The 22439-nt window shown below is 67.8% G+C and carries 23 protein-coding genes, 1 pseudogene and 2 riboswitches; of the genes and pseudogenes, 2 read left to right on the forward strand and 22 right to left on the reverse strand.

What is annotated here, in order from left to right; translation table 11 throughout:
- From ABIB26_RS22150 to ABIB26_RS22170, 5 genes and pseudogenes are all read right to left on the reverse strand, one after another.
- Nucleotides 1–150, reverse strand: a pseudogene (locus ABIB26_RS22150) (serine hydroxymethyltransferase); the annotation flags it as partial.
- A complete protein-coding gene (gene gcvH, locus ABIB26_RS22155; RefSeq protein ID WP_354248203.1) occupies nucleotides 147–530 on the reverse strand; it encodes a glycine cleavage system protein GcvH in 384 nt (127 codons plus the stop codon). The pseudogene ABIB26_RS22150 and the gene gcvH, both read right to left, overlap by 4 nt.
- Nucleotides 531–1049: 519 nt before the next feature.
- Nucleotides 1050–2213: a glycine cleavage system aminomethyltransferase GcvT gene (gene gcvT / locus ABIB26_RS22160; RefSeq protein WP_354248205.1), complete on the reverse strand. Its 1164-nt coding sequence runs from the start codon at nucleotides 2211–2213 to the stop codon at nucleotides 1050–1052.
- Between the two features lie 12 nt (nucleotides 2214–2225).
- Complete coding sequence (gcvP, locus tag ABIB26_RS22165) at nucleotides 2226–5150, reverse strand: aminomethyl-transferring glycine dehydrogenase (RefSeq protein ID WP_502913730.1); 2925 nt, start codon at nucleotides 5148–5150, stop codon at nucleotides 2226–2228.
- 39 nt (nucleotides 5151–5189) lie between these two features.
- Nucleotides 5190–5306: riboswitch (glycine riboswitch) on the reverse strand.
- 1 nt (nucleotide 5307) lies between these two features.
- Nucleotides 5308–5406: riboswitch (glycine riboswitch) on the reverse strand.
- 251 nt (nucleotides 5407–5657) lie between these two features.
- Complete coding sequence (locus tag ABIB26_RS22170; protein ID WP_354248208.1) at nucleotides 5658–6197, reverse strand: TetR/AcrR family transcriptional regulator; 540 nt, start codon at nucleotides 6195–6197, stop codon at nucleotides 5658–5660.
- 66 nt (nucleotides 6198–6263) lie between these two features.
- On the opposite strand from ABIB26_RS22170, the gene ABIB26_RS22175 reads away from it, so the two are divergent.
- Nucleotides 6264–7865 (forward strand): MFS transporter, encoded by a 1602-nt coding sequence (locus tag ABIB26_RS22175; RefSeq protein WP_354248210.1) that lies wholly within the window; start codon nucleotides 6264–6266, stop codon nucleotides 7863–7865.
- Nucleotides 7866–7875: 10 nt separating this feature from the next.
- On the opposite strand, the gene ABIB26_RS22180 is transcribed toward ABIB26_RS22175, so the two are convergent.
- From ABIB26_RS22180 to ABIB26_RS22195, 4 genes are all read right to left on the reverse strand, one after another.
- The gene (locus ABIB26_RS22180; RefSeq protein WP_354248211.1) at nucleotides 7876–8349 is read right to left on the reverse strand and encodes an SRPBCC family protein; all 474 of its coding nucleotides are present in this window, start codon (nucleotides 8347–8349) and stop codon (nucleotides 7876–7878) included.
- Between the two features lie 20 nt (nucleotides 8350–8369).
- Nucleotides 8370–8744, reverse strand: a complete 375-nt coding sequence (locus ABIB26_RS22185; RefSeq protein ID WP_354248213.1) for an ArsR/SmtB family transcription factor — start codon at nucleotides 8742–8744, stop codon at nucleotides 8370–8372.
- A gap of 142 nt (nucleotides 8745–8886) precedes the next feature.
- Nucleotides 8887–9369 (reverse strand): Dps family protein, encoded by a 483-nt coding sequence (locus tag ABIB26_RS22190; RefSeq protein ID WP_354248215.1) that lies wholly within the window; start codon nucleotides 9367–9369, stop codon nucleotides 8887–8889.
- 168 nt (nucleotides 9370–9537) lie between these two features.
- Nucleotides 9538–10356, reverse strand: a complete 819-nt coding sequence (locus ABIB26_RS22195; RefSeq protein ID WP_354248217.1) for a sigma-70 family RNA polymerase sigma factor — start codon at nucleotides 10354–10356, stop codon at nucleotides 9538–9540.
- Nucleotides 10357–10590: 234 nt separating this feature from the next.
- Here ABIB26_RS22195 and flgN point away from each other — a divergent pair, with 234 nt between their 5' ends.
- Nucleotides 10591–11175 (forward strand): flagellar export chaperone FlgN, encoded by a 585-nt coding sequence (gene flgN, locus ABIB26_RS22200; protein WP_354248218.1) that lies wholly within the window; start codon nucleotides 10591–10593, stop codon nucleotides 11173–11175.
- A gap of 19 nt (nucleotides 11176–11194) precedes the next feature.
- Here the strand turns inward: flgN and ABIB26_RS22205 are convergent, their stop codons facing one another.
- The 13 genes from ABIB26_RS22205 to ABIB26_RS22265 form a co-directional block, all read right to left on the reverse strand.
- A complete protein-coding gene (locus ABIB26_RS22205) occupies nucleotides 11195–11455 on the reverse strand; it encodes a carbon storage regulator (RefSeq protein WP_354248220.1) in 261 nt (86 codons plus the stop codon).
- 74 nt (nucleotides 11456–11529) lie between these two features.
- Nucleotides 11530–12687 carry a hypothetical protein gene (locus tag ABIB26_RS22210; RefSeq protein ID WP_354248222.1) on the reverse strand — a complete coding sequence of 386 codons (1158 nt, stop codon included), beginning with the start codon at nucleotides 12685–12687 and terminating at the stop codon, nucleotides 11530–11532.
- On the reverse strand, nucleotides 12665–14713 hold the full coding sequence (locus tag ABIB26_RS22215) for a flagellar biosynthesis protein FlhA (protein WP_354248224.1): 2049 nt from the start codon (nucleotides 14711–14713) through the stop codon (nucleotides 12665–12667). Before ABIB26_RS22215 ends, ABIB26_RS22210 begins: the two co-directional genes overlap by 23 nt.
- A gap of 37 nt (nucleotides 14714–14750) precedes the next feature.
- Nucleotides 14751–15875, reverse strand: a complete 1125-nt coding sequence (locus tag ABIB26_RS22220) for an EscU/YscU/HrcU family type III secretion system export apparatus switch protein (protein ID WP_354248226.1) — start codon at nucleotides 15873–15875, stop codon at nucleotides 14751–14753.
- A complete protein-coding gene (locus tag ABIB26_RS22225; RefSeq protein ID WP_354248228.1) occupies nucleotides 15875–16633 on the reverse strand; it encodes a flagellar biosynthetic protein FliR in 759 nt (252 codons plus the stop codon). Before ABIB26_RS22225 ends, ABIB26_RS22220 begins: the two co-directional genes overlap by 1 nt.
- Nucleotide 16634: 1 nt before the next feature.
- A complete protein-coding gene (fliQ, locus tag ABIB26_RS22230; protein WP_354248230.1) occupies nucleotides 16635–16910 on the reverse strand; it encodes a flagellar biosynthesis protein FliQ in 276 nt (91 codons plus the stop codon).
- Nucleotides 16907–17749, reverse strand: coding sequence for a flagellar type III secretion system pore protein FliP (gene fliP, locus ABIB26_RS22235; protein WP_502913731.1), 843 nt, complete (start codon nucleotides 17747–17749; stop codon nucleotides 16907–16909). Before fliP ends, fliQ begins: the two co-directional genes overlap by 4 nt.
- Nucleotides 17750–17814: 65 nt before the next feature.
- The gene (fliO, locus tag ABIB26_RS22240) at nucleotides 17815–18414 is read right to left on the reverse strand and encodes a flagellar biosynthetic protein FliO (RefSeq protein ID WP_354248232.1); all 600 of its coding nucleotides are present in this window, start codon (nucleotides 18412–18414) and stop codon (nucleotides 17815–17817) included.
- The gene (gene fliN / locus ABIB26_RS22245; RefSeq protein ID WP_354248234.1) at nucleotides 18415–19134 is read right to left on the reverse strand and encodes a flagellar motor switch protein FliN; all 720 of its coding nucleotides are present in this window, start codon (nucleotides 19132–19134) and stop codon (nucleotides 18415–18417) included.
- Nucleotides 19131–20018, reverse strand: coding sequence for a flagellar motor switch protein FliM (locus tag ABIB26_RS22250; protein ID WP_354248241.1), 888 nt, complete (start codon nucleotides 20016–20018; stop codon nucleotides 19131–19133). Before ABIB26_RS22250 ends, fliN begins: the two co-directional genes overlap by 4 nt.
- Before the next feature lie 90 nt (nucleotides 20019–20108).
- Entirely contained in the window at nucleotides 20109–20936 is an 828-nt protein-coding gene (locus tag ABIB26_RS22255) for an OmpA/MotB family protein (RefSeq protein WP_354248235.1), read from the reverse strand.
- Nucleotides 20933–21748, reverse strand: coding sequence for a motility protein A (locus ABIB26_RS22260; RefSeq protein ID WP_354248237.1), 816 nt, complete (start codon nucleotides 21746–21748; stop codon nucleotides 20933–20935). Before ABIB26_RS22260 ends, ABIB26_RS22255 begins: the two co-directional genes overlap by 4 nt.
- A gap of 3 nt (nucleotides 21749–21751) precedes the next feature.
- On the reverse strand, nucleotides 21752–22039 hold the full coding sequence (locus tag ABIB26_RS22265; RefSeq protein ID WP_354248238.1) for a flagellar FlbD family protein: 288 nt from the start codon (nucleotides 22037–22039) through the stop codon (nucleotides 21752–21754).
- Between the last annotated feature and the right edge of the window lie 400 nt (nucleotides 22040–22439).

Genomic DNA, 22439 nt, shown 5'->3' on the forward strand with positions numbered 1-22439 from the left:
GGTGTGGTTCTCCGAGGCGATCATCTCCAGGCCGTTGCGCTGGCGGGTCAGCTCGGCATCGATCTGCGCCGCGATCTCCGGATCCAGATCGGACAGCAAGGCGTCCAGACTCGGCGAGAGAACCTGCTCAATGACGGATGTGTTGCTCACAGTTCGCCACCGTTCTTGGCCGCGTATTCCTCGGCCGACAGCAGCGGGCCCTCGGACTCCACCGCGACCTTGAACAGCCAACCCGCACCATACGGGTCACTGTTGACCACGGCCGGGTCAGCAACGACGGCGTCGTTGACTTCCGTGACCTCGCCCGTCACCGGGGAATACAGATCCGAAACGGACTTGGTGGACTCAATCTCACCGCACGTCTCACCGGCCGTCACCGCAGCCCCGACCTCGGGCAGGTCAACATACACGATGTCGCCCAAGGCGTCGGCCGCCACGGCGGAGACGCCGATGGACACAACGTTCCCGTCCCCCCGCGCAACCCACTCGTGCTCGGCGGAGTACTGCAGTTCGGAAGCTACTTTTGCCATGTGTTTTTTCCTTACGTTTGAAAAGTCGTGGGGCCGCAACAATTGTGGCTGGGTTGGGTGGCGGGGTTCGCCATCCTCCCCACCATCTCCCTAACCTCGCAAGCTCGGCCAGGGAACCCTGATGGCGTGGGCCCACGCGTGCTCGGTCGCGAAGGCGCCCGCTGAGCGGACGCGACGCTCCCTTAGACGCACGCTTCCGGATGCCGCGCCCCCACCGCTAATATCCAGTTTCAGTTTTCGGGGTCAACCGTTCTCCGGGAAGAAACAGTGGCCCTTCGATATCTTCTAGAGCCGAGACCCGGTAGGCGGTTCACCCTCCAGCACCTTTGGCTTTCGAAGGCGCCCGTTCCCGCTAGTCCTGTTGTGGTCGGTTGTACTAAAGGTGCGCTGACATCGAGGGGCCGGCTGGTCGCGGTTTTCGAAAGCGTGCGTCTAAGCGAGGTACGAGCGAGCACGCGTGAAAACTGGGGCCAGCCGGTCCCGGAGCCGGGTACCGCTGAGGTACCAGGCCCCGCTGGGCTACTTTTGGCGCTTGTAGAAAGGCAGTGCGACCACTTCGAAGGGCTCCGCTTTCCCGCGCAGGTCAACGTCCAGGGCGGTGCCGGGCTCGGTGAACTCGACGTCGACGTAGGCCATGGCGACCGGATAGCCGAGGCTCGGGCTGGGCTGGCCGGAGGTGACTTCGCCGACCACGTTTCCGTCCTTGAGAACCGGGTAGTGGCCGCGGCCGGCCCGGCGTCCGAGGCCCTTAAGGCCCACGAGCTTGCGGCCCGTGGTGGTTCCGGCGCCGGCTTCCTTATTGGCGGCCAGGGGTGCCTTGCCGACGAAGTCGCCTTCCTTGGACAGCGCGACGACGGGACCCAGGCCTGCGCTGAACGGGTCGCCTTCGAGCGAGAGCTCGTTGCCGTACAGCGGCATGCCGGCCTCGAGCCGGAGCGAATCGCGGGAGGCGAGCCCGGCGGGAGTCAGCTCGCCCTCTTCGGCGATGGCGACGAGCGCCTGCCAAAGGGTGGCGGCGTCGTCGTTCGCTACGAAGATCTCGAAGCCGTCCTCACCGGTGTAGCCGGTGCGGGCCAGCAGCAGCTCCTGGCTGGCGCCGCCGAACATGAACGGAACGTCCACGGCGGCATAGTATTTCAGGCCGGTGACGAGCTCGTGCTGTACCGCGGGGACCAGGCGGAGCAGGATCTCCTGGGCCTTGGGGCCCTGCACGGCGATCAACGAGGTCGAGGCGGAGGCGTCCTGGACGGCGACGTCGAAGCCCCCCTCTTTGCCGGAACCGGCCCTTTCGGCCAGGGCTGCGGCGACCACCTTGGCGTTGCCCGCATTGGGGACCACGAGGAAATTGTCAGTGCCGTCGGCCCCCGACGGGCGCCGATAGGTGATGAGGTCGTCAATGATGCCGCCGTCCTCGTTGCAGATCAGCGAGTACTTGGCCTTGCCGATCGCCATAGCGGAGATCTTCCCCACGAGGGCGTAGTCCAGGAAGGCGGCGGCGTCCGGGCCGGTGACCCAGACTTCGCCCATGTGGGAGAGGTCGAAGAGGCCGGCGGACGCACGCACGGCGTGGTGCTCGGCCAGTTCGGAGCTGTACTTGAGCGGCATCTGCCAGCCGCCGAAGTCCGTGAAGGAGGCGCCGAGCTTCTTGTGCTCTTCGTAAAGGGCCGTGTAGTTCTCAGTCATTGGTGGCTGTCCTTAGTTCGCGAAGTCGTCGGAGTGGTGGTCCTCGAACGCTTCGAGGGGAGGGCAGGAGCAGATCAGGTTTCGGTCGCCCGCGGCGCCGTCGACCCGGCCGACCGGCGGGAAGTACTTGTCCTGCCGGAGCGTGTGGACCGGGAAGGCGGCCTGCTCGCGCGGGTATTCGCGGACCCAGTCGGTGCTGATGACGGCGGCGGCGGTGTGCGGGGCATTGCGCAGCGGGCTGTTCTCGACGGTGAAGTCGCCGTTGGCGACCTGGTCGATTTCGGCGCGGATGGAGACCATGGCGGTGATGAAGCGGTCGATCTCGCCGAGGTCCTCGGATTCGGTGGGCTCCACCATCAGGGTGCCCGCCACCGGGAACGCGAGCGTGGGGGCGTGGAAGCCGTAGTCGATCAGGCGCTTGGCCACATCCTCCGCGGTCACGCCGGTCTTGGCCGTGAGTTCACGCAGGTCCAGGATGCATTCGTGCGCGACGAGCCCGCCTTCGCCCGTGTAGAGCACCGGGAAGGAGTCGTTCAGGCGGGCCGCGATGTAGTTGGCCGCAAGCAGGGCCGACCTGGTGGCCTCGGTCAGGCCCTGGCCGCCCATGAGCTTCACATAGGCCCAGGAGATCGGCAGCACGCCGGCCGAACCGTAGCGCGAGGCGGAGATCGGGGTGCCGTCGGCGCCGTTGGCCGGATCGGCGGCGTTGCCCGGCATGAAGGGTGCCAGGTGGGCCTTGGCCGCGACCGGGCCGACGCCGGGCCCGCCGCCGCCGTGCGGGATGCAGAAGGTCTTGTGCAGGTTCAGGTGCGAGACGTCGCCGCCGAACTGGCCCGGCTGGGCCAGGCCGACGAGGGCGTTGAGGTTGGCGCCGTCGATGTAGACCTGGCCCCCGGCGGCGTGGACCGCGTCGCAGACCTCGCGGACATCGGCGTCGAACACCCCGTGCGTGGAGGGGTAGGTGATCATGATCGCGGACAGGGCGTCCTTGTGCAGCTCGATCTTGGTCCGCAGGTCCGCGTGGTCGATGGTGCCGTCCGTGGCGGTGGCCACGACGACCACCTTCATGCCGGCAAGCACGGCCGAGGCCGCGTTGGTGCCGTGGGCCGAGGCCGGGATGAGGCAGACGTTGCGCTGGGCGTCACCGCGGGAGAAGTGGTAGCCGCGGATCGCCAGCAGGCCGGCGAGCTCGCCCTGGGATCCGGCGTTGGGCTGGATGGAGACCTGGTCGTAGCCGGTGATCTCGGTCAGCTGGGCTTCGAGGTCCTCGATCAGTTCGCGCCAGCCGGCGGTCTGGGATTCCGGGGCGAAGGGGTGGATGGAGGCGAACTCCGGCCAGGAGATGGCTTCCATCTCGGCCGTGGCGTTCAGCTTCATGGTGCACGAACCCAGCGGGATCATGGTGCGGTCCAGGGCGAGGTCACGGTCCGAGAGACGGCGGATGTAGCGCAGCAGCTGCGTTTCGGAACGGTGCGTGTTGAACACCGGGTGCTGGAGGTAGTCGGAGGTGCGCTCGACGGCGGTGTCCAGGCCGAAACCTTCAGCCGCTGCGCCTGAGTTACCGCCGGATTCTGCGTCTGAGTTAGCGTCGGTGACGCTCGCGCCGAACGCGGCGACGACGTCGGCGACGATCGCCGCCGTCGTGGCCTCATCGGTGGAGATCCCGACCGTGTCCGCGTCGATGACGCGCAGGTTGATCCCCTTGGCCTCGGCGGCGGCAATGATGTTCGCGGCCTTGCCGGGGACGGAGACGGTGACGGTGTCGAAGAAGGACGTGTGCAGGACGTCCAGGCCGGCGGCCTTCAGCGAGGCGGCGATGGTCCTGGCGTGGCCGTGGGTGGTCTCGGCGATCGCCTTCAGTCCGTCCGGGCCATGGTAGACGGCGTAGAAGGAGGACACGATCGCCAGCAGGGCCTGGGCGGTGCAGATGTTGGAGGTCGCCTTTTCGCGGCGGATGTGCTGCTCGCGGGTCTGCAGGGCCAGCCGGTAGGCGGGGACCCCGGCGTTGTCCTTGGACACGCCGACGAGGCGGCCGGGCATGGACCGCTCGAGGCCCTTCTGGACGGCCATGTAGGCGGCGTGGGGGCCGCCGAAGAACAGCGGGACGCCGAAGCGCTGGGCAGAGCCGACGGCGATGTCGGCGCCCTGCTCACCCGGAGGGGTGATGAGGGTCAGGGACAGCAGGTCGGCGGCGACGGTGACGAGCGCGCCGCGTTCCTTGGCGTCCGCGATCACGGCGGTGTGGTCGAACACGCGGCCGGAGGCGCCGGGCTGCTGCAGGACGACGCCGTTGATGACGCCGTCGGGCAGGCCCTTGGACAGGTCCGCGACCTCGACTTCGAAGCCGAGGGCTTCGGCGCGGCCCTTGACGATCGCGATGGTCTGGGGGAGGCAGTCGGTGTCGAGGACGGTCTTGCCGTCGTGGGCCGTCTTGTTCTTGTTCGCCCTGCGCATCATCAGCACCGCTTCGGCGACGGCGGTGGCTTCGTCGAGCAGGGAGGCGTTGGCGATCGGCAGGCCGACGAGGTCCTGGACCATGGTCTGGAAGTTCAGCAGCGCCTCGAGCCGGCCCTGCGAGATTTCCGGCTGGTAGGGCGTGTACGCCGTGTACCAGGCGGGCGCCTCGAGGATGTTCCGGCGGATGACGGCCGGGGTCAGGGTGTCGTAGTAGCCCTGGCCGATCATCTGGACCGCGGTCTTGTTCTTGCCCGCCAACGTGCGCAGTTCGGCGAGGACCTCGACTTCGCTGAGGGCTTTGCCGAGCGCCAGCGGAGAGTCCTGCCGGATGTCTTTCGGAACGGCGGTGTCCACCAGCGCATCGACGGTGTCGTAGCCGACAGCCTTCAGCATGGCGTCGACGTCGGACTGGCGGCGGGCGCCGATGTGCCGGTCAACGAAGGACGTGGAAGCTGAGGTAACAGTCACAAGGAACTCCATAACTAAGGCGGCGCAGGGTACGCCACATTGATTCGGGTTCCTCCCCGTTCTGTATTGGACCTGAGAGTTTCCGCGCAGCCGCGCTTTCGCAGGGCTCCGCTTGCACCGTCGGTGAGCACAGCATGTCAGGGGACAGCCTGCTACTTTCCAGAGTTGCCTTGCCGCGGCGGTACGTGGGCCTGAGAGATTCCTGGGGAGGATTTGCTCCTACGGCGCCCGCTTGTACCTACAAGCAGAACTCTCCCGCCGCAGATCAAAGGCATATTCAATTGCTCGTGACAACAGTCACAGCTCCCATTGTCCTACGCCGGGCACGCGTCCGCAAACTGCCGGGCCCTGCCGGTCCCTGGGCTGGCCGCTGCACGAACCGCCGGCAGCCGGGCTGCGCTCACGCACCGCCGGCAGCCACCGAATCGCGGATCAGCTGCGGAGTCGCCGGGACCATACGGCGACCCGGCACGCGTCCGGCGACCACGGCGGAGGGGCGGGCTCCCAGCGGCGCAGCCGTCAGCTGCGCAGCCGTCCGACAGCTGCCAGCAGGCTCTCCAGATCGGCACCGACCTCCGGAAGCGGGCCGCCGGGGCCGCGGGCAAGCATGGCGTTGAAGTACAGACCGTCCCCCATGTAGAGGACAGCCTTGGCCATGGCGGGCCCGACGTCGCCCGCCAGCAGTTCCAGCCAGCGCGCCTGGGCGGCGGCAAAACGGCGGAGGGCTTCCTCATGAGCCACCTCGGCAAGCCGGGTGGCAGCCACGAACGCCCGGTCCAAGCGCGTGTCCGCCCAGAGCGAGGACTTGATGAAGTACGCCGCAGCCCCCTCCGGCGCGTCCGCCATGGCCTTGACGTCCGCGGCCAGCAACCCGTCCAGGCGCTCGAGCAGCACCGAGATCATCGCCTCTTTGCTCGGGAAGTGGTACAGCAGTCCCCCCTTGGAGACGCCGGCCCGCCTGGCGACGGCGTCCAGCGTGGCGGCACGTTCGCCCTCTTCGATGAGCAGGGATTCGAAGGCGTCCAGGACAGCTTCGCGGGCGACGGGTTTTCTGGGCATGGTTCCCATCATGCCTGCCCAACCACCCATTTCTTAACTATACCGTCCAGACGGTATAGTTATTTCATGAACAACACATCGATGACCGGGGCGGGCACCAGCACACTGGCCGGCACCGGCCGGAGGGCGCCGTGGCGCGACTGGATGGCGCTGTCGCTGCTGATGTTCCCGGTGCTGCTGGTGGCGGTGGACAACACGGCGCTCACCTTTGCGCTGCCCGCCATCGCGCGCGGCCTGGACGCCTCCGGGGTGCAGTTGCTGTGGATTGTGGATGCCTACCCGCTGGTCCTGGCCGGGCTGCTCGTGGCGATGGGCAGCCTGGGCGACCGGATCGGACGCCGCAGGCTTCTCTTCATCGGCAGCACGGGCTTCGCAGCCGTCTCTGCCGTCACCGCCTTCGCGCCCAGCGCCGAATGGCTGATCGCCGGACGGGCGGGGCTGGGCTTCTTCGGCGCGATGCTGATGCCGTCCACCCTGTCCCTGATCCGCAACATCTTCCCGGAGCCGAACCGGCGCCGGCTGGCCGTGGCCATCTGGGCTGCGGGCTTCTCTGGCGGCGCCGCCCTGGGCCCGATCTTCGGCGGCTGGCTCGTGGAGCACTTCTGGTGGGGCGCCATCCTGCTCGTCGCTGTGCCGATCATCCTGCCGTTGCTGGCGCTCGGGCCCATCCTGATCCCGGAATCGCGCGACCCGAATCCCGGCCGGGTGGACGTGCCGAGCATCGTCCTGTCCCTCCTGGTGATGGTGCCGGTGGTGTACGGCATCAAGGAGCTGGCCACCCATGGCCCGGCCCCGGCGCCGCTGGCCCTGATCGGCTTCGGCCTGCTCATGGCATACGTCTTCATCCGGCGGCAGCGGGCCCTGCTGCGAGGAGGTCAGGAACGCGGGGCCGGGGGCGGCACGGCGGCCCCGCTGCTGGACGTCAGCCTCTTCGGCAACCGGGTCTTCAGCACGGCCATCACGGCAAACGTCCTCGCCCTCTTTTCCTACAATGGCTTCATCCTCTTCCTGGCCCAGCACCTGCAGCTGCTGGAAGGCCAGTCCCCCTCGGAATCCGGCGTCGCGATGGTTCCGGCCCTGATCGCCACCGTCGCGGCCGGCCTGTTGGTGGTGCCGCTGGTGCGGAAAGTCCGGCCGGGCTTCGTGGTGGCCGGCGGCCTGCTGCTGAGCGCTGTGGGCTACTTCCTGGTGGCCTTCGGCGACCACAGCGGCGGCCCGGGGATCCTGTTGGCGGCCCTGCTGGTCCTCTGTCTGGGCGTCGGGGCCGCGGAGACCATCTCCAACGACCTGATCCTCGGTGCGGCGCCGGCGGAGAAATCCGGCGCGGCCGCTGCCATTTCCGAGACCGGCTACGAGGTCGGTTCGCTGCTGGGCACGGCCATCCTCGGCTCCATCCTGACCGCCTCGTACCAAGGCAACCTCCGGCTCCCGGGCGGCGTCGCGGAGGCGGCAACGGCGGACGGGGTTACCCAGGCCGGGGAAACGCTCGCCGGAGCAGTGGAGCTCGCGCAAGCCCTTCCCGGCCCGCTGGCGGAAGCAGTGATGGCCGCCGCTCGTGCCGCCTTTGATTCCGGCGTACATGTCACGGCCGCCATCGCACTGGTACTGATGGCGGGAGCGTCAGTCCTTGCCGCCGTCGTCCTGCGGAAGGTGCCGACCGCCAAATAGCGGGCCGGGCTCAGCTGCCCTCGACGTACGCCTTGAGGGCGTCGAGCAGATCGCCGGTGCCTTCCTTGCGTCCTGCCACCTGCGCCTGGTCGCTGTCACGGGTACCCGTGAAGAAGGCGCCCTGTTCGGTCAGTGTCAGCCGGGTGCCGTCGCCGTCGGGCTCCAGCTCGAGGGTGCTGAGCGAAACGGACATGCGCTCCCCGTCCAGCAGCATTTCGTAGCTGTAGACGATCCGCTCGTTCTCCACGATGTCGTGGTAAACCGCGTGCATCGTGGAGACGAAGCCGCCGACGGGGCCGCCGACGTCGGTTTCGCGGCCGCCCACCCGGAAGTCCAGGCTGGACTCGCCCTGGTTCCATTCGGGCGGGCCGCCGAACCACTTTTTCTTGCTCGCATGGTCCGAGAACGCGTGAAAGACTCGCGACGGCGGGGCGTTCAGCCTGCGTTCCAGGCTGAAGCTGGCGTGGGTGACGGGCGTGTTCATGGTGGGCTCCTGGAATTGGATCACTCGGGAGGCTGGGGCGGGCGGTCCGGGCGATCCGCACCCAGAAAGCCCTCGAGCCGGTCGAGGCGCCGCTCGGCCGGCGTCCGGCGCTGGCCCAGCCAGTTTTCTGCACGCCGGACCGTGGCAGGGTCGATGCTGCAGCTGCGGACCCTGCCGATCTTTTCGCTGCGGATCAGGCCGCTGGCTTGCAGGACCTGAAGGTGCTGGACAATCCCGGGCAGGCTGATCGGAAACGGCTCCGCGAGCTGCGATACCGTCGCCGGGCCCTCGCAGAGCCGGGCCACGATGGCGCGCCGGGTGGGGTCGGCGAGCGCGTGGAACACGCCGTCGAGCTCCCGTTCCCCCTCCTGCCGGCCCCCCTGATTGTTAAGCACATACTTAAGTATTCGCCGATCCGTCCGGATGTCAAGGCTTAAAAGCCAAGCGTCCGACGCCGGGAGGAACCCGGCGCCGGACGCTTGGATTGCGCTCTGGCTGAGTGTGGGAGGCTACTTCTTGCTGTCTACCTCTTACTGTCTACTTCTTGCTGTCAGCTGTGGTGACGCTGGCGGTGGCCCGCATGGTCTCGGCACCTACCATCCAGGCGAACTGCTCCAACTTGGCGATGAACTCGTGCAGCAGGTCCGCCGTCGTGGGGTCCTCTTCATCCACTTCGTCATGGACCTTGCGCATCGTACCGACCGCCGCCTCGAGTGCGGCGACAATCTTGTCGATGGCGTCCTTGGTGCTGATCAGGCCGGCCGGGAATTCCGCGAGGGCGGTGGACTTGGAAACCGTGGAGCTGCGGCCATCCGGCAGGGCGTGCAGGGCACGCATGCGCTCGGCCATGTCATCCGCAAAGCCGCGGGCGGCGTCGATGATCTCGTCCAGCTGAAGGTGCAGGTCCCGGAAGTTCGCCCCCACGATGTTCCAGTGCGCCTGCTTGCCCTGGACGTGCAGTTCGATCAGGTCCACGAGCACTGCCTGACAGTTCGCGGTGAGTGTTGGCGTTGCTTTCATGCGTCCTCCTGAGTAGGTCCGATCCCGTTGCGTCCGATACCGCAAGGGCCGATGCTTTCGACGCTACCCCAGGGCCCAGCAGGACGGCGACCGTCCCGCCGAAATTTCTCGGTCAGGAGATTTCTCGGTCAGCTTGCTAAGGGGCTTACCATCTGCCGGGCAGGGAACTCAGACCGCCTCGTTGAGCATCGGCCCCTGCGGGAAAATGGCCCGGGTGATGCCACCCGCCGTGGTCTCGGCCAGCTGGGAAAGGTAGTCGTTCCGGCGGCGCGGCGTGATCCGGGACTGCGGTTCAAAGGTCTGCCCGGGATCGTCCGCGTAGTGCGCGGTCAGGCCGTCGCGCATGAGCCGGATGGCTTCGGAGCGCTGCTGGGACACAGCCGCGTGGGTGGAGCCGAGTTCCGCGGCCAGTTCCTTCACGGTCCGGTCGCCGAAATAGATCTCCTCGACGACGTAGCGCATGCGCTCCGGGAGCGACTTCACGGCCGCGCGCAGGTACTGCAGCCGTTCATCGGCGAGCACGGAGTGCTCGGGGGACAGCGTCTCCGCTGCCAGCGTGTCCACGACGGCGTCGTCGAGCGGGGTCAGGGTGCGGGACGCATCGGCCAGGGCTGCCTCGACGACGCTCTGCTGCACGCCGAGGGCGGAGGCGATCTCATCGACGCTGGGGGTACGTCCGAGGGCGGCGGCCAGGGTCTCCTGGACGGACATGGTCTCCTTGATCCGTCGCCGCGCCGAGCGGGTGGCCCAGTCGCTCGCACGCATCTCGTCCGCGAACGCGCCGAGGATGCGCCGGCGGGCAAACGCTCCGAAGGGCACGCCGAGATCCGGGTCGAAGGAGTCGGCCGAGGTAATCAGGGCGACGGCACCCGCTGACGCCAGGTCATCGCGGGAAAGGTGTGACGCTTTCGAGCACAAATCTGAAACGAGGTAGCCCACCAGCGGAAGGTGCTGCGTGACCAGCTCGTTGCGTTCTACGCGATTCAATAGTGTGTCCCCCCATGAGACCGGATCCGAAGCGTCAAACCGCTTAAAACACCGAGAGCCGCACCCGCAAACGGCCCGTCATTCCGCCAATGGGAGGCGGTGTTCGATACCCGGGCGCAGCACCCATGGAGGAAACTTATCACCTTATCAACAATCTGCGTGTACCCTCAGGAAAAAGCTTGGCCGAAACTGCGGCAGCACCGTTTCTGCCGGCGTGGCGACTAAAGGGGGCGCATGGGTGCAGGTGATCTTTCGGCAGCTCTCTGGCAGGAGCGCCGTCAGCTGGAACTGCTCTTGTTCAGGCTCGAGACACAGCGCCTGCATGTACTGGCGGGGAATTTCCAGTGGCTGAGTGTCACCGCCACCGACGTGGAGAGTGTCCTGGACCGCCTGCGCTTTGAAGCGCTGGCCCGGAGCGTCGAATCGGCGGCCGTGGCGGCGGAATGGGGGCTGCCGGCCCAGGCCACCCTCGCCGAACTGATCGCCGGTGCACCGGCCGGTTCCTGGCCGGAGGTCCTGGGCGAGCATTTGGATGCTCTCCGGGACTTGCTCCGCCAGCTCAGCGACACTGCGCGGTCCACCGAAGAGACTCTGCGTCAGCGGAGCCTGCCGGGATCTTCCGGCGCTTCCCCCGGCGGGGCGTCCGGGACAGGGACAGGGTGCGGGTCCGGCACCGGGACAGGGTCAGGGACAGGGACGGATACCGCGGAGGTCCTTGAAGAGCTGACGACCGCCGCGAACGTACAGCGCGCCCTGATCATCAACCGGCGGACCACGCAGCCTATGCTGGCGCAGTACCTCGGCGGCGAGCGGGGCTAATAACGGGCCGGGCGACGCGTCAGTCAGCGCTTCCGGCAGAAGCTGGGGGCAGTAGCCCGCGCAGCGCGTCCTCAGTATCCGGTCCCGCCCCGGCGCCGGCTTCTGCTGCCGCTCGATTTGCCGCGGCAATCGCCTCGATGACTTCCCGGCGCTGGATCGGAACGCCCCGGGGCGCCTCGATGCCTATCCGAACACCGTCGCCGCGGCCTTCCAGAACCGTGATGACGATGCCGTCGCCGATCATGATCTGTTCGCCCGGCTTGCGTGTAAGTACCAGCATCCTCTCAATCTACCCTTCGCAGTGTGGCAGTGCGGACGAATTCCGGCGCTTGGAGCCGCTGAGATGAGCTCATCTCAGCCGCTCACGACTGTGGCCTGGCCCGAGTCGGCCCAGCCGACGGGCAGTCCCAGCCCGTGGACGGTCTCCGGTGTGGCGGTTTCCGCCGACCCGACGACGGCTACAGCAGTGACGTTGAGCTGGGAGGCAAGGACGCTGACCCAGCGGGCGGTGTCCTCATGCTTGCGCCCGGCATCCACCACCACCCAGAGCTGGTCTGCGGAGATTGCGGCCACGGACTGCAGCCGCGCGACGGCGTCGCGGGCCTTTCCAAGCCCGAAGGCAACCAGCACAGTCTGGTCCGTGAGCACCGCGTGGGCGCGGGCCGCCGTCGCGCTTTGACGGCCGTCCACGTGCAGATGCCCGTAGGCGGACAGCTTCCCTGCAGTGCGCACGTCCGCGCCGCCGGCTGCCATGGACATCGCCAGGGCCGCGTCCAGCGCGTCCTCCCCCAGTCCGACGAGGACCACCAGGTCACCGACCCCGGACAGCGGGACCGGAACGGTTTCGCGGGGCTGCGCCGGCGCGGCGGACGTGCCGTCATCGGGCCCCGGCACTCGCGCAACAGGCACTGGCGAAACAGGCACTCGCGGAACCGGCACGACCGCGGAGCCGGCAGCCGGAGCGCGCAGCCCGGCGCCGAGTTGCTCGAGCAGTTCGGCGAAGTCCGGCGACTCCGTTGACACACCGGTGTTGCCGGGCCGGTGCAGGTTCAGCTCGGCCGCGTCGGCCTCTTCGAGCAGGGCCGCGATGGCGGCGCCGTGCAGCTGGTGCGAGGGGGCGGCGGACGCCGTCGCAGCGGACGGTACGGACGGCACGGCCGGGGGAAAAACAGCCGAGGCCGGCGCCGGGGCGGACGCCGTCGCGCTTGTCCCGGCGCCGTGCAACTGGTGCGAGGGGCCGGCGGCCGGTTGCTGGCCGACGCCGTTCGCCCCGGCCTCTGCATCCGCCTCGGCGAGGATGTCCGGTTCGGGAACCACCTCGCCCGAGACGACCTCGTGGCTGGTCTGCACCTCGACGATTGCCTCGTAGCGGTCCCCGGCGAAGAGGCCGGCGATCCCTGGGCTGATGACCCGTTCCGCCGAGACGATGCGGGCTGCGGGGCCGTGCTGCCGTTCCGCCTTGCGGCGGATCTCCTCGAGCGAGGCTCCCTTAAGCCGATAGCGGTTCGGCATGGCGGACCACTCCTACTGTTTCGATCCGGACGTTGGCTGACGTGACTTCGCGGTAGGACAACACAGGCACCGAGCCGGCATGGGCCCCGACGAGGCGGCGGATCGCCGGGCGGAGCGCCGGCGCGCAGACCAGCACGGCCTGGCGGTTGGCGGCGGCAGCGGAGTCGACGGCGGCGGCCATCGAGCGCAGCACGGCGTCGAGCCTGTCCTGGCCCATGACGATCTGGCTGCCGCCCTCGGCCGGCCGCATGTCCTCCAGCATGGACTGCTCCAGAAGCGGGTCGATCATGATCACGTTGAGCACCGGGCCGTCCATGAACTTGGCCGTCAGCGCCGGACCCAGGGCCTGGCGGGCGGATTCCACCAGCGACTCCGGGTCCGTGGAGACCTTGGCGCGGAGCGTGAGCGCCTCGTAGATCCGCGCGAGGTCATTGATCGGCACCTGTTCGTCCAGCAGGCCCTGCAGCACGCGCTGAAGCTCGGCCAGGGAGAGGAGCGCCGGGGTGAGTTCGTCGACGGCGGAGGGGCTCTGCTTCCGCACGCCTTCGGTGAGCACCCGGACATCCTCCCGGGACAGCAGCCGGGCGGCGTTGGCCGTGACGATCGAGGACAGGTGCGTCACCAGGACGGAGACGCGGTCGATCACGGTGGCTCCGGTCATCTCGGCGTTGTGGCGCATTTCCGCCGGAATCCACTTGCCGGCGAGGCCGAACACCGGCTCGATCATCGCGGCGCCGGGGAGCGAGTCGAGGTTGTCGCCCAGGGCCAGCATCTGGCCGGTGGGCGCGGTGCCGCGGCCGGCTTCCACCCCGGCGATCCGGATCGCGTAGCTGGACAATGGCAGGTCCACGCTGTCCCTGGTGCGGACCGGCGGGATCACCAGCCCCAGCTCCATGGCGATCTTGTGCCGCAGGGACCGGACCCGGGCCAGCAGGTCATCCGATGCCCCGGAGACCATGTCCACCAGGTCCGGTGCCAGCAGGATCTCGACGGGGTGGATGCGCATGTCCTCGAGCAGCTTCTCGTTCGGGTCCATTTCCGGGAAATTGAGCGCGTTGGCCTCGGCGTCGCGGGTGGTTTCCTCCTGCCGCTGCCTGGTCGCGATCCGGCGGGCCGCGAAGAGGAGCCCGGCGCCGACGAGGACGAACGGGATGGGCGGCATGCCGGGGATCAGCGCCATGGCGATCGCCGCGACGCCGGCGATCATGAGTGCGTTGGGCGACTGAAGGAGCTGGGTGGACGCCGTGCGGCCCATGTCCGATTCCGCGTTGGACCGGGTGACGATCATGCCGGTGGACACGGCCATCAGCAGGGCAGGGATCTGGGTGACCAGCCCGTCGCCCATCGTGAGGATGCCATAGGTGCTCAGCGCGTCGCCGATCTCCATGCCGCGCTGCAGCATGCCGATGGCAATGCCGCCCACAAAGTTGATGATGATGATGATGAGGCCGGCAATCGCGTCGCCCTTGACGAATTTCGAGGCACCGTCCATGGCGCCGTAGAAGTCCGCCTCCGCCGAGACCTCGGCCCGCCGCTCGCGGGCCTGGGTGTCGGTGATCAGCCCGGCGTTGAGGTCGGCGTCGATCGCCATCTGCTTGCCGGGCATGGCATCCAGGGTGAAGCGGGCGCCCACCTCGGCCACGCGTTCGGCACCCTTGGTGACCACCACGAACTGGATGACCACGAGGATGAGAAAGACGACGGCGCCGATGATCAGGGAGCCGCCCACCGTCACCTTGCCGAAAGCTTCAATGACCTGCCCGGCGTACCCCTCCCCCAGCACCAGGCGGGTGGAGGCGACGTTCAGGCCCAGCCGGAACAGCGTGGCGACGAGCAGCAGCGAGGGGAAGACCGAGAAATCCAGCGGCTTCTTCACGAACATGCTGGTCAGCAGCACCAGCAGTGCCAGCAGGATGTTGCAGACAATGAGAAAGTCCAGCAGCGGCGCGGGCACCGGAACAACCAGCAGCAGCACGATGCCCACGATGCCGATTGGCACTGACAGTCGGGCGAGCCTGTTGTTCATAGTGCGGTCCTTTCACAGACGCTGGTTCGAAAAGTGTTCATGCCGGGCTTCCCGCGGCACTTCCTGCGGCAGTTCCTATGCCAGGGGCCGCGCCGCTCATCCGGTGCATTCCGGAGGCGGCGCCGCGGGCCTTGAGCGCCATCACGAAGGCAAGCACTCCGGCCACGGCACGGTAGAAGTCCACCGGGATCTCCTGGCCCAGCTCGCAGGCTCCGTGGAGTGCCCTGGCCAGCGGGATGTCCTGGACCATCGGCACGTTCTTCGCCTCGGCCTCTTCCCTGATCCTGGCCGCCACGTGTCCCGAGCCTTTGGCCACCACCCGGGGCGCGGATTTCCCCGGGTCGTACTTGAGGGCCACCGCGACGTGCGTGGGGTTGACCAGCACGACGTCGGCGTCCCCGATCGCGGCGATCATGCGGTTCCGGCTCATCGCCATCTGCCGGGCCCGGCGCTGGGACCGGATGAGCGGATCGCCTTCGCTGTTCTTGTTCTCGTCCTGGACTTCCTTCTTGGACATCCGGGTCTTCTTCCGGTTGCGCCGCATGACCACGAAGAAGTCCGCGGCCGCCAGCACGATTCCGGCGGCCACGGCGAACTGGATCAGCGCGGCAATGCCGCCGGCCGCGGCCTGCACCACTGCGGCCACCGGCAGTCCCCCGGCGCTCAGCAGGACCGGAATGAGTCCCTGCACCACGCTGTACAGCACCAGACCCACCACGCTGGCCTTCAGCAACGCCTTCACGCCGCCCCAGACCGCCTGGGCCCCGAAGGACCGCTTCAGCCCGCTGAGCAGTTTGAAGTGCTCGAAGTCGAGCTTGAACTTCTTCAGGTGCACGCCGCCCTGGAGCGCGGAGCCGGCGAGGACCACGATAAACACGACGATCAGCATGGGACCGACGATCCCGGCGATCGCGGCCAGTCCGTCCTCAAGCGCCTTGACGGCCTTGCCCGGATCGGGCTCGGCGACGATGCCGCGGATGCTGAAGAGCTGGTCCGTCGCGGCGCTGGCGGCGCGGTCCACGGTGGCCGGGATCATGATGGCGGCGGCGGCGACGCCAACCCAGGCGGTGAGGTCCTGGGACCGGGACAGCTGGCCCTTGGAGCGGACCTCTTTCATCCGTTTGTCGGTGGCTTCTTCGGTTTTTTCCTGTGAATCCGCCATCAGCCCACCCCCAGTACTGTCTTGGCCGCCTGGCCGGCGAGGCTGGAGACGATTCTGGGCAGCCCCAGGAACATGAAGCCCGCCAGCGATAACGTCAGGAGGATCTTCAGGGGGAAGCCCAGGGAGAAGGCATTGAGCGCCGGGGCCACGCGGGTCAGCAGGCCGAGTCCGACGTCGGCCAGGAACAGCACCACGATCAGCGGTCCGGCGATCTGGACCGCGGCAAGGAACATGCCGGTGACCGCCGTCGTCATCGCCTGCACCGGCTGGGCGAGGTCGATCCCGCCGGCAAGCGGCAGGGCCGCGAAGGTTCCGGTCAGGCCGGTGATGACGAGTTGATAGCCGTCCGAGGAGAAGAGCAGCGCCAGGGCCGCCATCTGCAGGAGGCGGGTGAACTGGGCGCCGTTGATATTCATCTGCGGGTCGAAGGCCTGGGCCATCTGGAAGCCGCTGAAGAGATCGATCAGGCTGCCGGCGGATTGGATGGCGGCGAAGATCACCAGGACCAGGAAGCCCAGGGCCAGTCCGGTGACGAGTTCCAGGACGATCCCCGTGACGAATCCGGCGGTGTCCCGCGGGGCGTAACCGACGGACACGCGCTGCGACACCGCGAGGCCCAGACCGAGGCCGAGCATGGCCTTGATGCGTGCCGGGAAGGCCTGGTGCGCGAAGGGAGGCGCCACGATCAGGAATGCCGTCATCCGGACGGTGGCCAGCAGGAGCGCTTCCAGCCACGTCGGGTCGATCGGAATGCCCACCTCACAGGCCTCCGAGCAGGGACGGGATTTTGGCGAAGAGGTCGTTGGTGAAGGCGACCATCTCCGAGATCATCCAGTGCCCGCAGACCACCAGGGCAACCGCCACTGCGGCGGCCTTCGGCACAAAGGACAGCGTGGCTTCCTGGAGTTGGGTGATGGACTGCAGCAGCGAGATGGCCAGGCCGACGACGAGGGCCGTCACCAGCACCGGCGCGGAGAGTTTGGCGGCCACGATCATGGCCTGGAGGCAGATGTCCAGGACGGCGTTGGCGTTCATCCGGTGCCTGCATAGCTCTGGATCAGCGCCGTGATGATGAGGCCCCAGCCGTCCACGAGGACGAACAGCAGGATCTTGAACGGCAGGGAGATCATCACCGGCGGCAGCATCATCATGCCCATCGACATCAGGGCCGCGGAGACCACGAGGTCGATCACCAGGAACGGGATGAAGATGACGAAGCCGATGATGAAGGCGGCCCGCAGCTCGGAGATCATGAAGGCCGGGATGAGTGTCTGCAGCGGCACGGCCTCCGGGGTGGCCGGGTTCTCGGCACCCGCGGCGCGGGACATCAGGGCGATGTCCTCTTCCCGGGTGTGGGCCAGCATGAAGTGCTGCAGGGGCCCGGAGGCGGCGCCGACGGCGCCGTTGAAGTCCAGGGTTCCGTTGAGGTACGGCTGGATCCCGATGTTGTTCATCTCGTTGATGACGGGCCACATCACGAAGATCGAGAGGAACAGGGCGAGGCCGGCGAGCACCTGGTTGGGCGGGATGGAGGGCAGCGAGAGGGCGTTGCGGGTCATGGCCAGGACCACGAAGATCTTGGTGAAGGACGTCATCATCAGCAGCAGGGCCGGCGCCACGGAGAGCAGCGTGATCCCGATCAGGGTCAGCACCGCCGTGGACGGTTTGCCGTCCAGTCCGTTGATCTGGATGTTGACGCTGCCGCCGTCCGGGTTTGCCGGGTCCGTCGGCGCCACCGGCGGGGTGGGATCGATGGGGGCGGCGTGGCCGGCCGAGGCGCTCAGCCACAGCAGCAGGACAGCGAGCAGGACGGCGGCGAGGCCCAGCACGAATGCCCTGGCCGGCGGGAGCCGGTCAGGGGCCGCAACTGCCAGGCGTGCGGAAGTGCGGCGGGTGGAAGTGAGGTGGGCGGAATTGCGGCGGGCGGCGGGCAGGCGGATCAATTGCGGCGTCCGCTCCTGAGAGCGGCAGCGGCCTGCTTCCAGGTGGAGCCGGCAAGAATGGAACCGTGCAGGGGCGGGTGCTCTGCCGTGGCAGCGCGGATCGCGGGTCCGCGGCCATGGGAATCCCGGTGCAGGGTGCTGCGGCGTGACAGCGGGACGTTGTCAGCGCCGTCCCCGGCACCGTCCCCGGCCCCGTCAGCCGGGCCGCCGTCGTCGTGCGTGCCGTCCTGGATCCTGTCCAGGCGGCCGTACTGGCCGCCGGAGAGGGGGCCGAAGCCCGCGAGGATCCGGGCGAATTCCCCTGTGCCGCGGCGCGTCTCGGGTGCGGCGGCTTCTTCCGTTTCCACCGGGATGTCGCCCGTGTGCAGGACATTGACGGCGTGCTCGGTGACGCCGAGCAGGAACCGCTGGCCGGCGGCGTCGATCACTACCACCGAGGCCTTCTGGCCGACGCTCTGGCGGCTGACGACGGTCAGCGCGCGGTCAGCCCGCCGCCGTCCGGTGCCCTGGCCGAGCCGGCGTTGCAGGAACCACATGAGGCCCAGCACCGCGCCCAGGGCCACGAGTACCCGCAGCCCGAGGATCAGCGAGTCCATTCAGCTGAGCCCCTCGGCCACGTCAAGGATGCGGGTGATCCGGACGGCGTAGTCCTGGTCCAGGACCACCACCTCGCCGTGCGCGATCAGCCGGCCGTTGAGCAGGACGTCTGCCGGGGCGCCGGCGGAGCGGTCAAGTTCGATGATCTTGCCCGGTTCGAGGGAGAGCACGTCGCGGACGGCCATCCGGGTGCGTCCGATCTCGACGGTGAGGGCCATCTCGATGTTGTTGATCCGGCCCAGGCGGCCGGCCACGGCGTCCCCGCCGCTGAACAGCTCGCCGCGGTCCTGCCCGGTGCTGTGCTCACGGAGGCGGACCGCGAACCAGGCCGCGGCGTTGCTGCCGTCGGAGAGTTCGAACACGGCCGTGTCCGGGTCGGAGAGCAGTCCGGAGGCGTCGGATTCGCGCAGGTCGGACAGGACGCCGGCGCCGAAGACGGAGCTGGCGCTTTCCATCGCGGGGCGCAGCACATCGGTCACCGAGACGTGCCCCAGCTGGGATCCTGCCCCGGCGGCTTCATCGAGGAACGTGCGGTCGCTGAGCATCAGCGCGAGGTCTGCCGTGACCGCACCGACGAAGGTGGCGGTGACGGCCTGGCGGGCGTACGCCGCGGCTGCGCGGGCGGGGACCAGCGCGACAACTTTGAGGGCCACCGGGCTCGGCAGCTCCTCGACGAGCCGCTCCGCCGACAATTCGTGCTTGGTCAGGGTGATGCTCATCGGTGGTTCTCCTCGATTGTGACAATGACTGCAGCTGCCCGGGATCCGTTGCGGGCCGGGGCCGCGGTGGCCAGCCTGGCGCCGTCCAGGGTGACGTCAAACGGCCGGTTTTCCAGGTGCGGCAAGGTGAGCACGTCCCCCACGGCGAGGCCAAGGACCTGGCTGGGGGTGACGAACGACGTCGAGAGCCGCACGGACAGTTCGACCGGAACCCGCTCCAGCTGGGCGCTGACGCGCGCCGATGCATCCCCGCGGTTGTCCGTGGGGTTGACCTTCTTGAGCCGTCCCAGCAGGATGCTGGCCGGGACGGCCAGGGTGGCCGGGGCGCTGATGTTGCCGACGTTCATGGTGAACGTGGCGACGATCATCAGCTCGCTGGGCGCGGCCGCCTGGGCGAACTGGGAGTTGTACTGGATGGTGTCCACCCGGACGGATTCACTCAACAGCGGCCCGAGGGAGTAGCCGAGGTCTTCGAGTGCCTCGTCCATGAGTCCCTTGATCAGGGCCTGTTCGATCTGGGTGAATTTGCGGTCCGGCATGGGCGCATCGTTGGAGGCGCCGAGCATCCGGTTTACCCAGCCGAGCGCCGCCGGGGCCGGGAACTGCACGACGAGCTTGGAATCGTGGGCCTCGACCGTGCTGAGCACCATCGCCGTGACGGCGGGCAGGGACGCGGCGTATTCGTCGTAACTGACCATGCTGACGTCTTCGAGCCGGACCACGGACTTGACGCGGACTTTGGCGGTCAGCTGGGTGCCCCACTGGCGGGCGAACGTTTCAAAAGCCAGTTCCAGTACGCGGCTGTGTTCCCGTGCCAGTGTCGCGGGACGCCGGAAGTCATAGACGCTGACGGTCCGCTCCCGTATCACTTCCCGCTCATCCATAACACTCACGGTTGTCACTATCGGCCAGGGATCCGCCACCGTAAGCAGACCGCCGCAGGCAAAACACAGCTATTTCTGGCTGAGCTTCAGCTATTTCTGGCTGAGCTTCAGTGCCTCGGGAATGAGCGCGCGGACGACGTCGGGCTGGTCGGACACGATCACGATGTCCACCCGGCGGTTCCGCTCCATCAGCTCCGGGGTGGAGTCGTCGTTGACCTGCCGGGCGGAGCCGAAGGCGACGGCGCCGATGGTTCCGGGGGCGATCCCGCCGCGGTCCACCATGTAGCGCAGCACGTTGACCGCCCGCGCCGAGGACAGCTCCCAGGTGGACGGGTACGCGGTGATGCCGTTGGCGGCGTGGCCTTCGACCATGATCTCCAGTGCTGCGGGGCCAAGGACCGGAGAGATGATCCGCAGGACCTGGGACGCGCGGTCAGTCAGTTCGGGCCGGTCAGGGGCGAAGAAGGTCTGGGAGCCGATGAGTTTGACGGTCAGGCCGCGCTGGTCGATCTGGAATTCCACGTTCTCGCTGAGTCCGGCGGCGGCCAGACCTGCCTTCATCTGCTCCTCCAGGGCGCGCAGGCGGTCCACTTCCTTCATGGCCGCAGCCATGGCGTCGGGGGCGACCGGGGCACCAGCGGTTTTCTGGGCGGCGAAGGCTTCCGAGTCTTTGTCCGCCAATTCCGGTGGCACGACCGTTCCTGAGGCGGTGTCCACGGTCTCGCTCACGGTCGCCCCAAAGCCAGTGGCCAGGGAGTTGCGGAGCTTCTCGAATTTGTTGGCGTCCACCGTGGACATTGCGTAGAGCACGATGAACATGCACATGAGCACCGTGACCATGTCCATGTAGGAGGCCATCCAGCGTTCGTCGACGTGGTGCTCTTCCGGCCTCTTGCGCGGGCGCCGCCTGGGACTCACGCGGCCTTGTCCACGGTGTCCGCGTCCTTGCCGGCACCCTTTCGGCCGCCTCCGGCGGCTTTGAGCTGGTGTTCGGGAACCATGGACCGGAGCCGTTCGGCGAGCAGCAGCGGCTGGGCACCCGACTGCACGGCCAGCACGCCTTCCATCAGCAGCGTCATCCGTTCGATGTCCAGTTCGGACAGGCGGGCCAGACGCGAGCTGAACGGGAGCCAGATGAAGTTGGCGGAGAGCAGGCCCCACAGGGTGGCGATGAACGCGGCGGCGATCATATGCCCCAGTTCGTCGGGCTTGGAGAGGTTTTCGAGGACGTGGGTCAGGGACACCACTGTGCCGATGATGCCGATGGTCGGGGCGTAGCCGCCCAGGCTGGCGAAGAACTTCGAGTTGGCGTGGTCGCTGCGCGACTTGGAGTCAATCTCGTCCTCGAGGAGCACCCGGAGGTCCTCGGCGTCGGTGCCATCGGCTATGTTCTGCAAGGCACGGGCCAGGAAAGGATCCTTGACGCTGGCGGCCTCTTCCTCGAGGGACAGCAGCCCCTCGGAACGCGCCTTTTCGGCGAACCGGACAATCTGGTCGATGCTGTCCTGGGGCCGGGACGTCTTCCCCATGAACATCTTCGGCAACGCCTTGAAGGCCTGCAGCACGTCCTTGAGGGTGTTGCCGGCGAGGCCGACTGCAAGGGTGGCACCAAAAACGAGGATCATGGGGGCGGGCAGCAGGAGGGAGGAAATGCTGGCGCCCTCCATGGTCACCATGGCTATGACGGAGCCAAAGGCGAGGAGCAGCCCGATGACTGTAGCGGGATCCATGGCTTACTTTCTTGGTTGCTCGGGCGCGGGGAGGGAGGATTCGTTCTCGGGGTCCGACGTCGGCACCAGGCTTAACGGGTACCCCGTGACCGCGGGAAAATCCCGCGCCTTGCTGAGGACGTAGGCCCGGTAGTCGGCGATGAGTTCCACCACCTCCGCGAGGCTTTCGAGCACCACGTAGGCGGCGCCGTCGAGCGTCACCAAATGCGTGTCCGGGCTCTCGTGGATCCGTTCAATCAGATCCGGATTGACCGCGAAGCGCGTTCCGTTGAGGCGTGTGACGACGATCATGGGCCGATTCTGCTTTGTTATTCTGCTCAGCTTTGCAGCTCAGCGGCGGGAAGGATGTTCTCCTCCTACTGTCGGCAGCCCCGGCGCCTTCGTTAGGCACCGGGGCGTACTGCGGGCTAGCTAAATTGCTGAAGCTGACCAGCGCGAACCGGCGGCGACGACCAATGGCCGCCGGCGCCGCCTTTAGATGTCGCCGCCTTCAAATGCCGCCGCCTTTGAATGTCAGCGCCTTTAAATGTCGCCGCCTCTTACTGTCGGTGCCTCCTGATGTACTGAGTGTATGGAAAGCAGCACGGCGTGGAGTGCGGAAAGCAGGGCGGCCCTGGCGGCCGTCGCCGCGTCCGCTGCCGTGCTTGCCGCCTTCGCCGGCGCGGACCGCTCTGATCCGCCCGGGGCCGAT

The sequence above is a fragment of the Arthrobacter sp. UYEF20 genome (genome assembly GCF_040546335.1).
Lineage (GTDB): Bacteria > Actinomycetota > Actinomycetes > Actinomycetales > Micrococcaceae > Arthrobacter.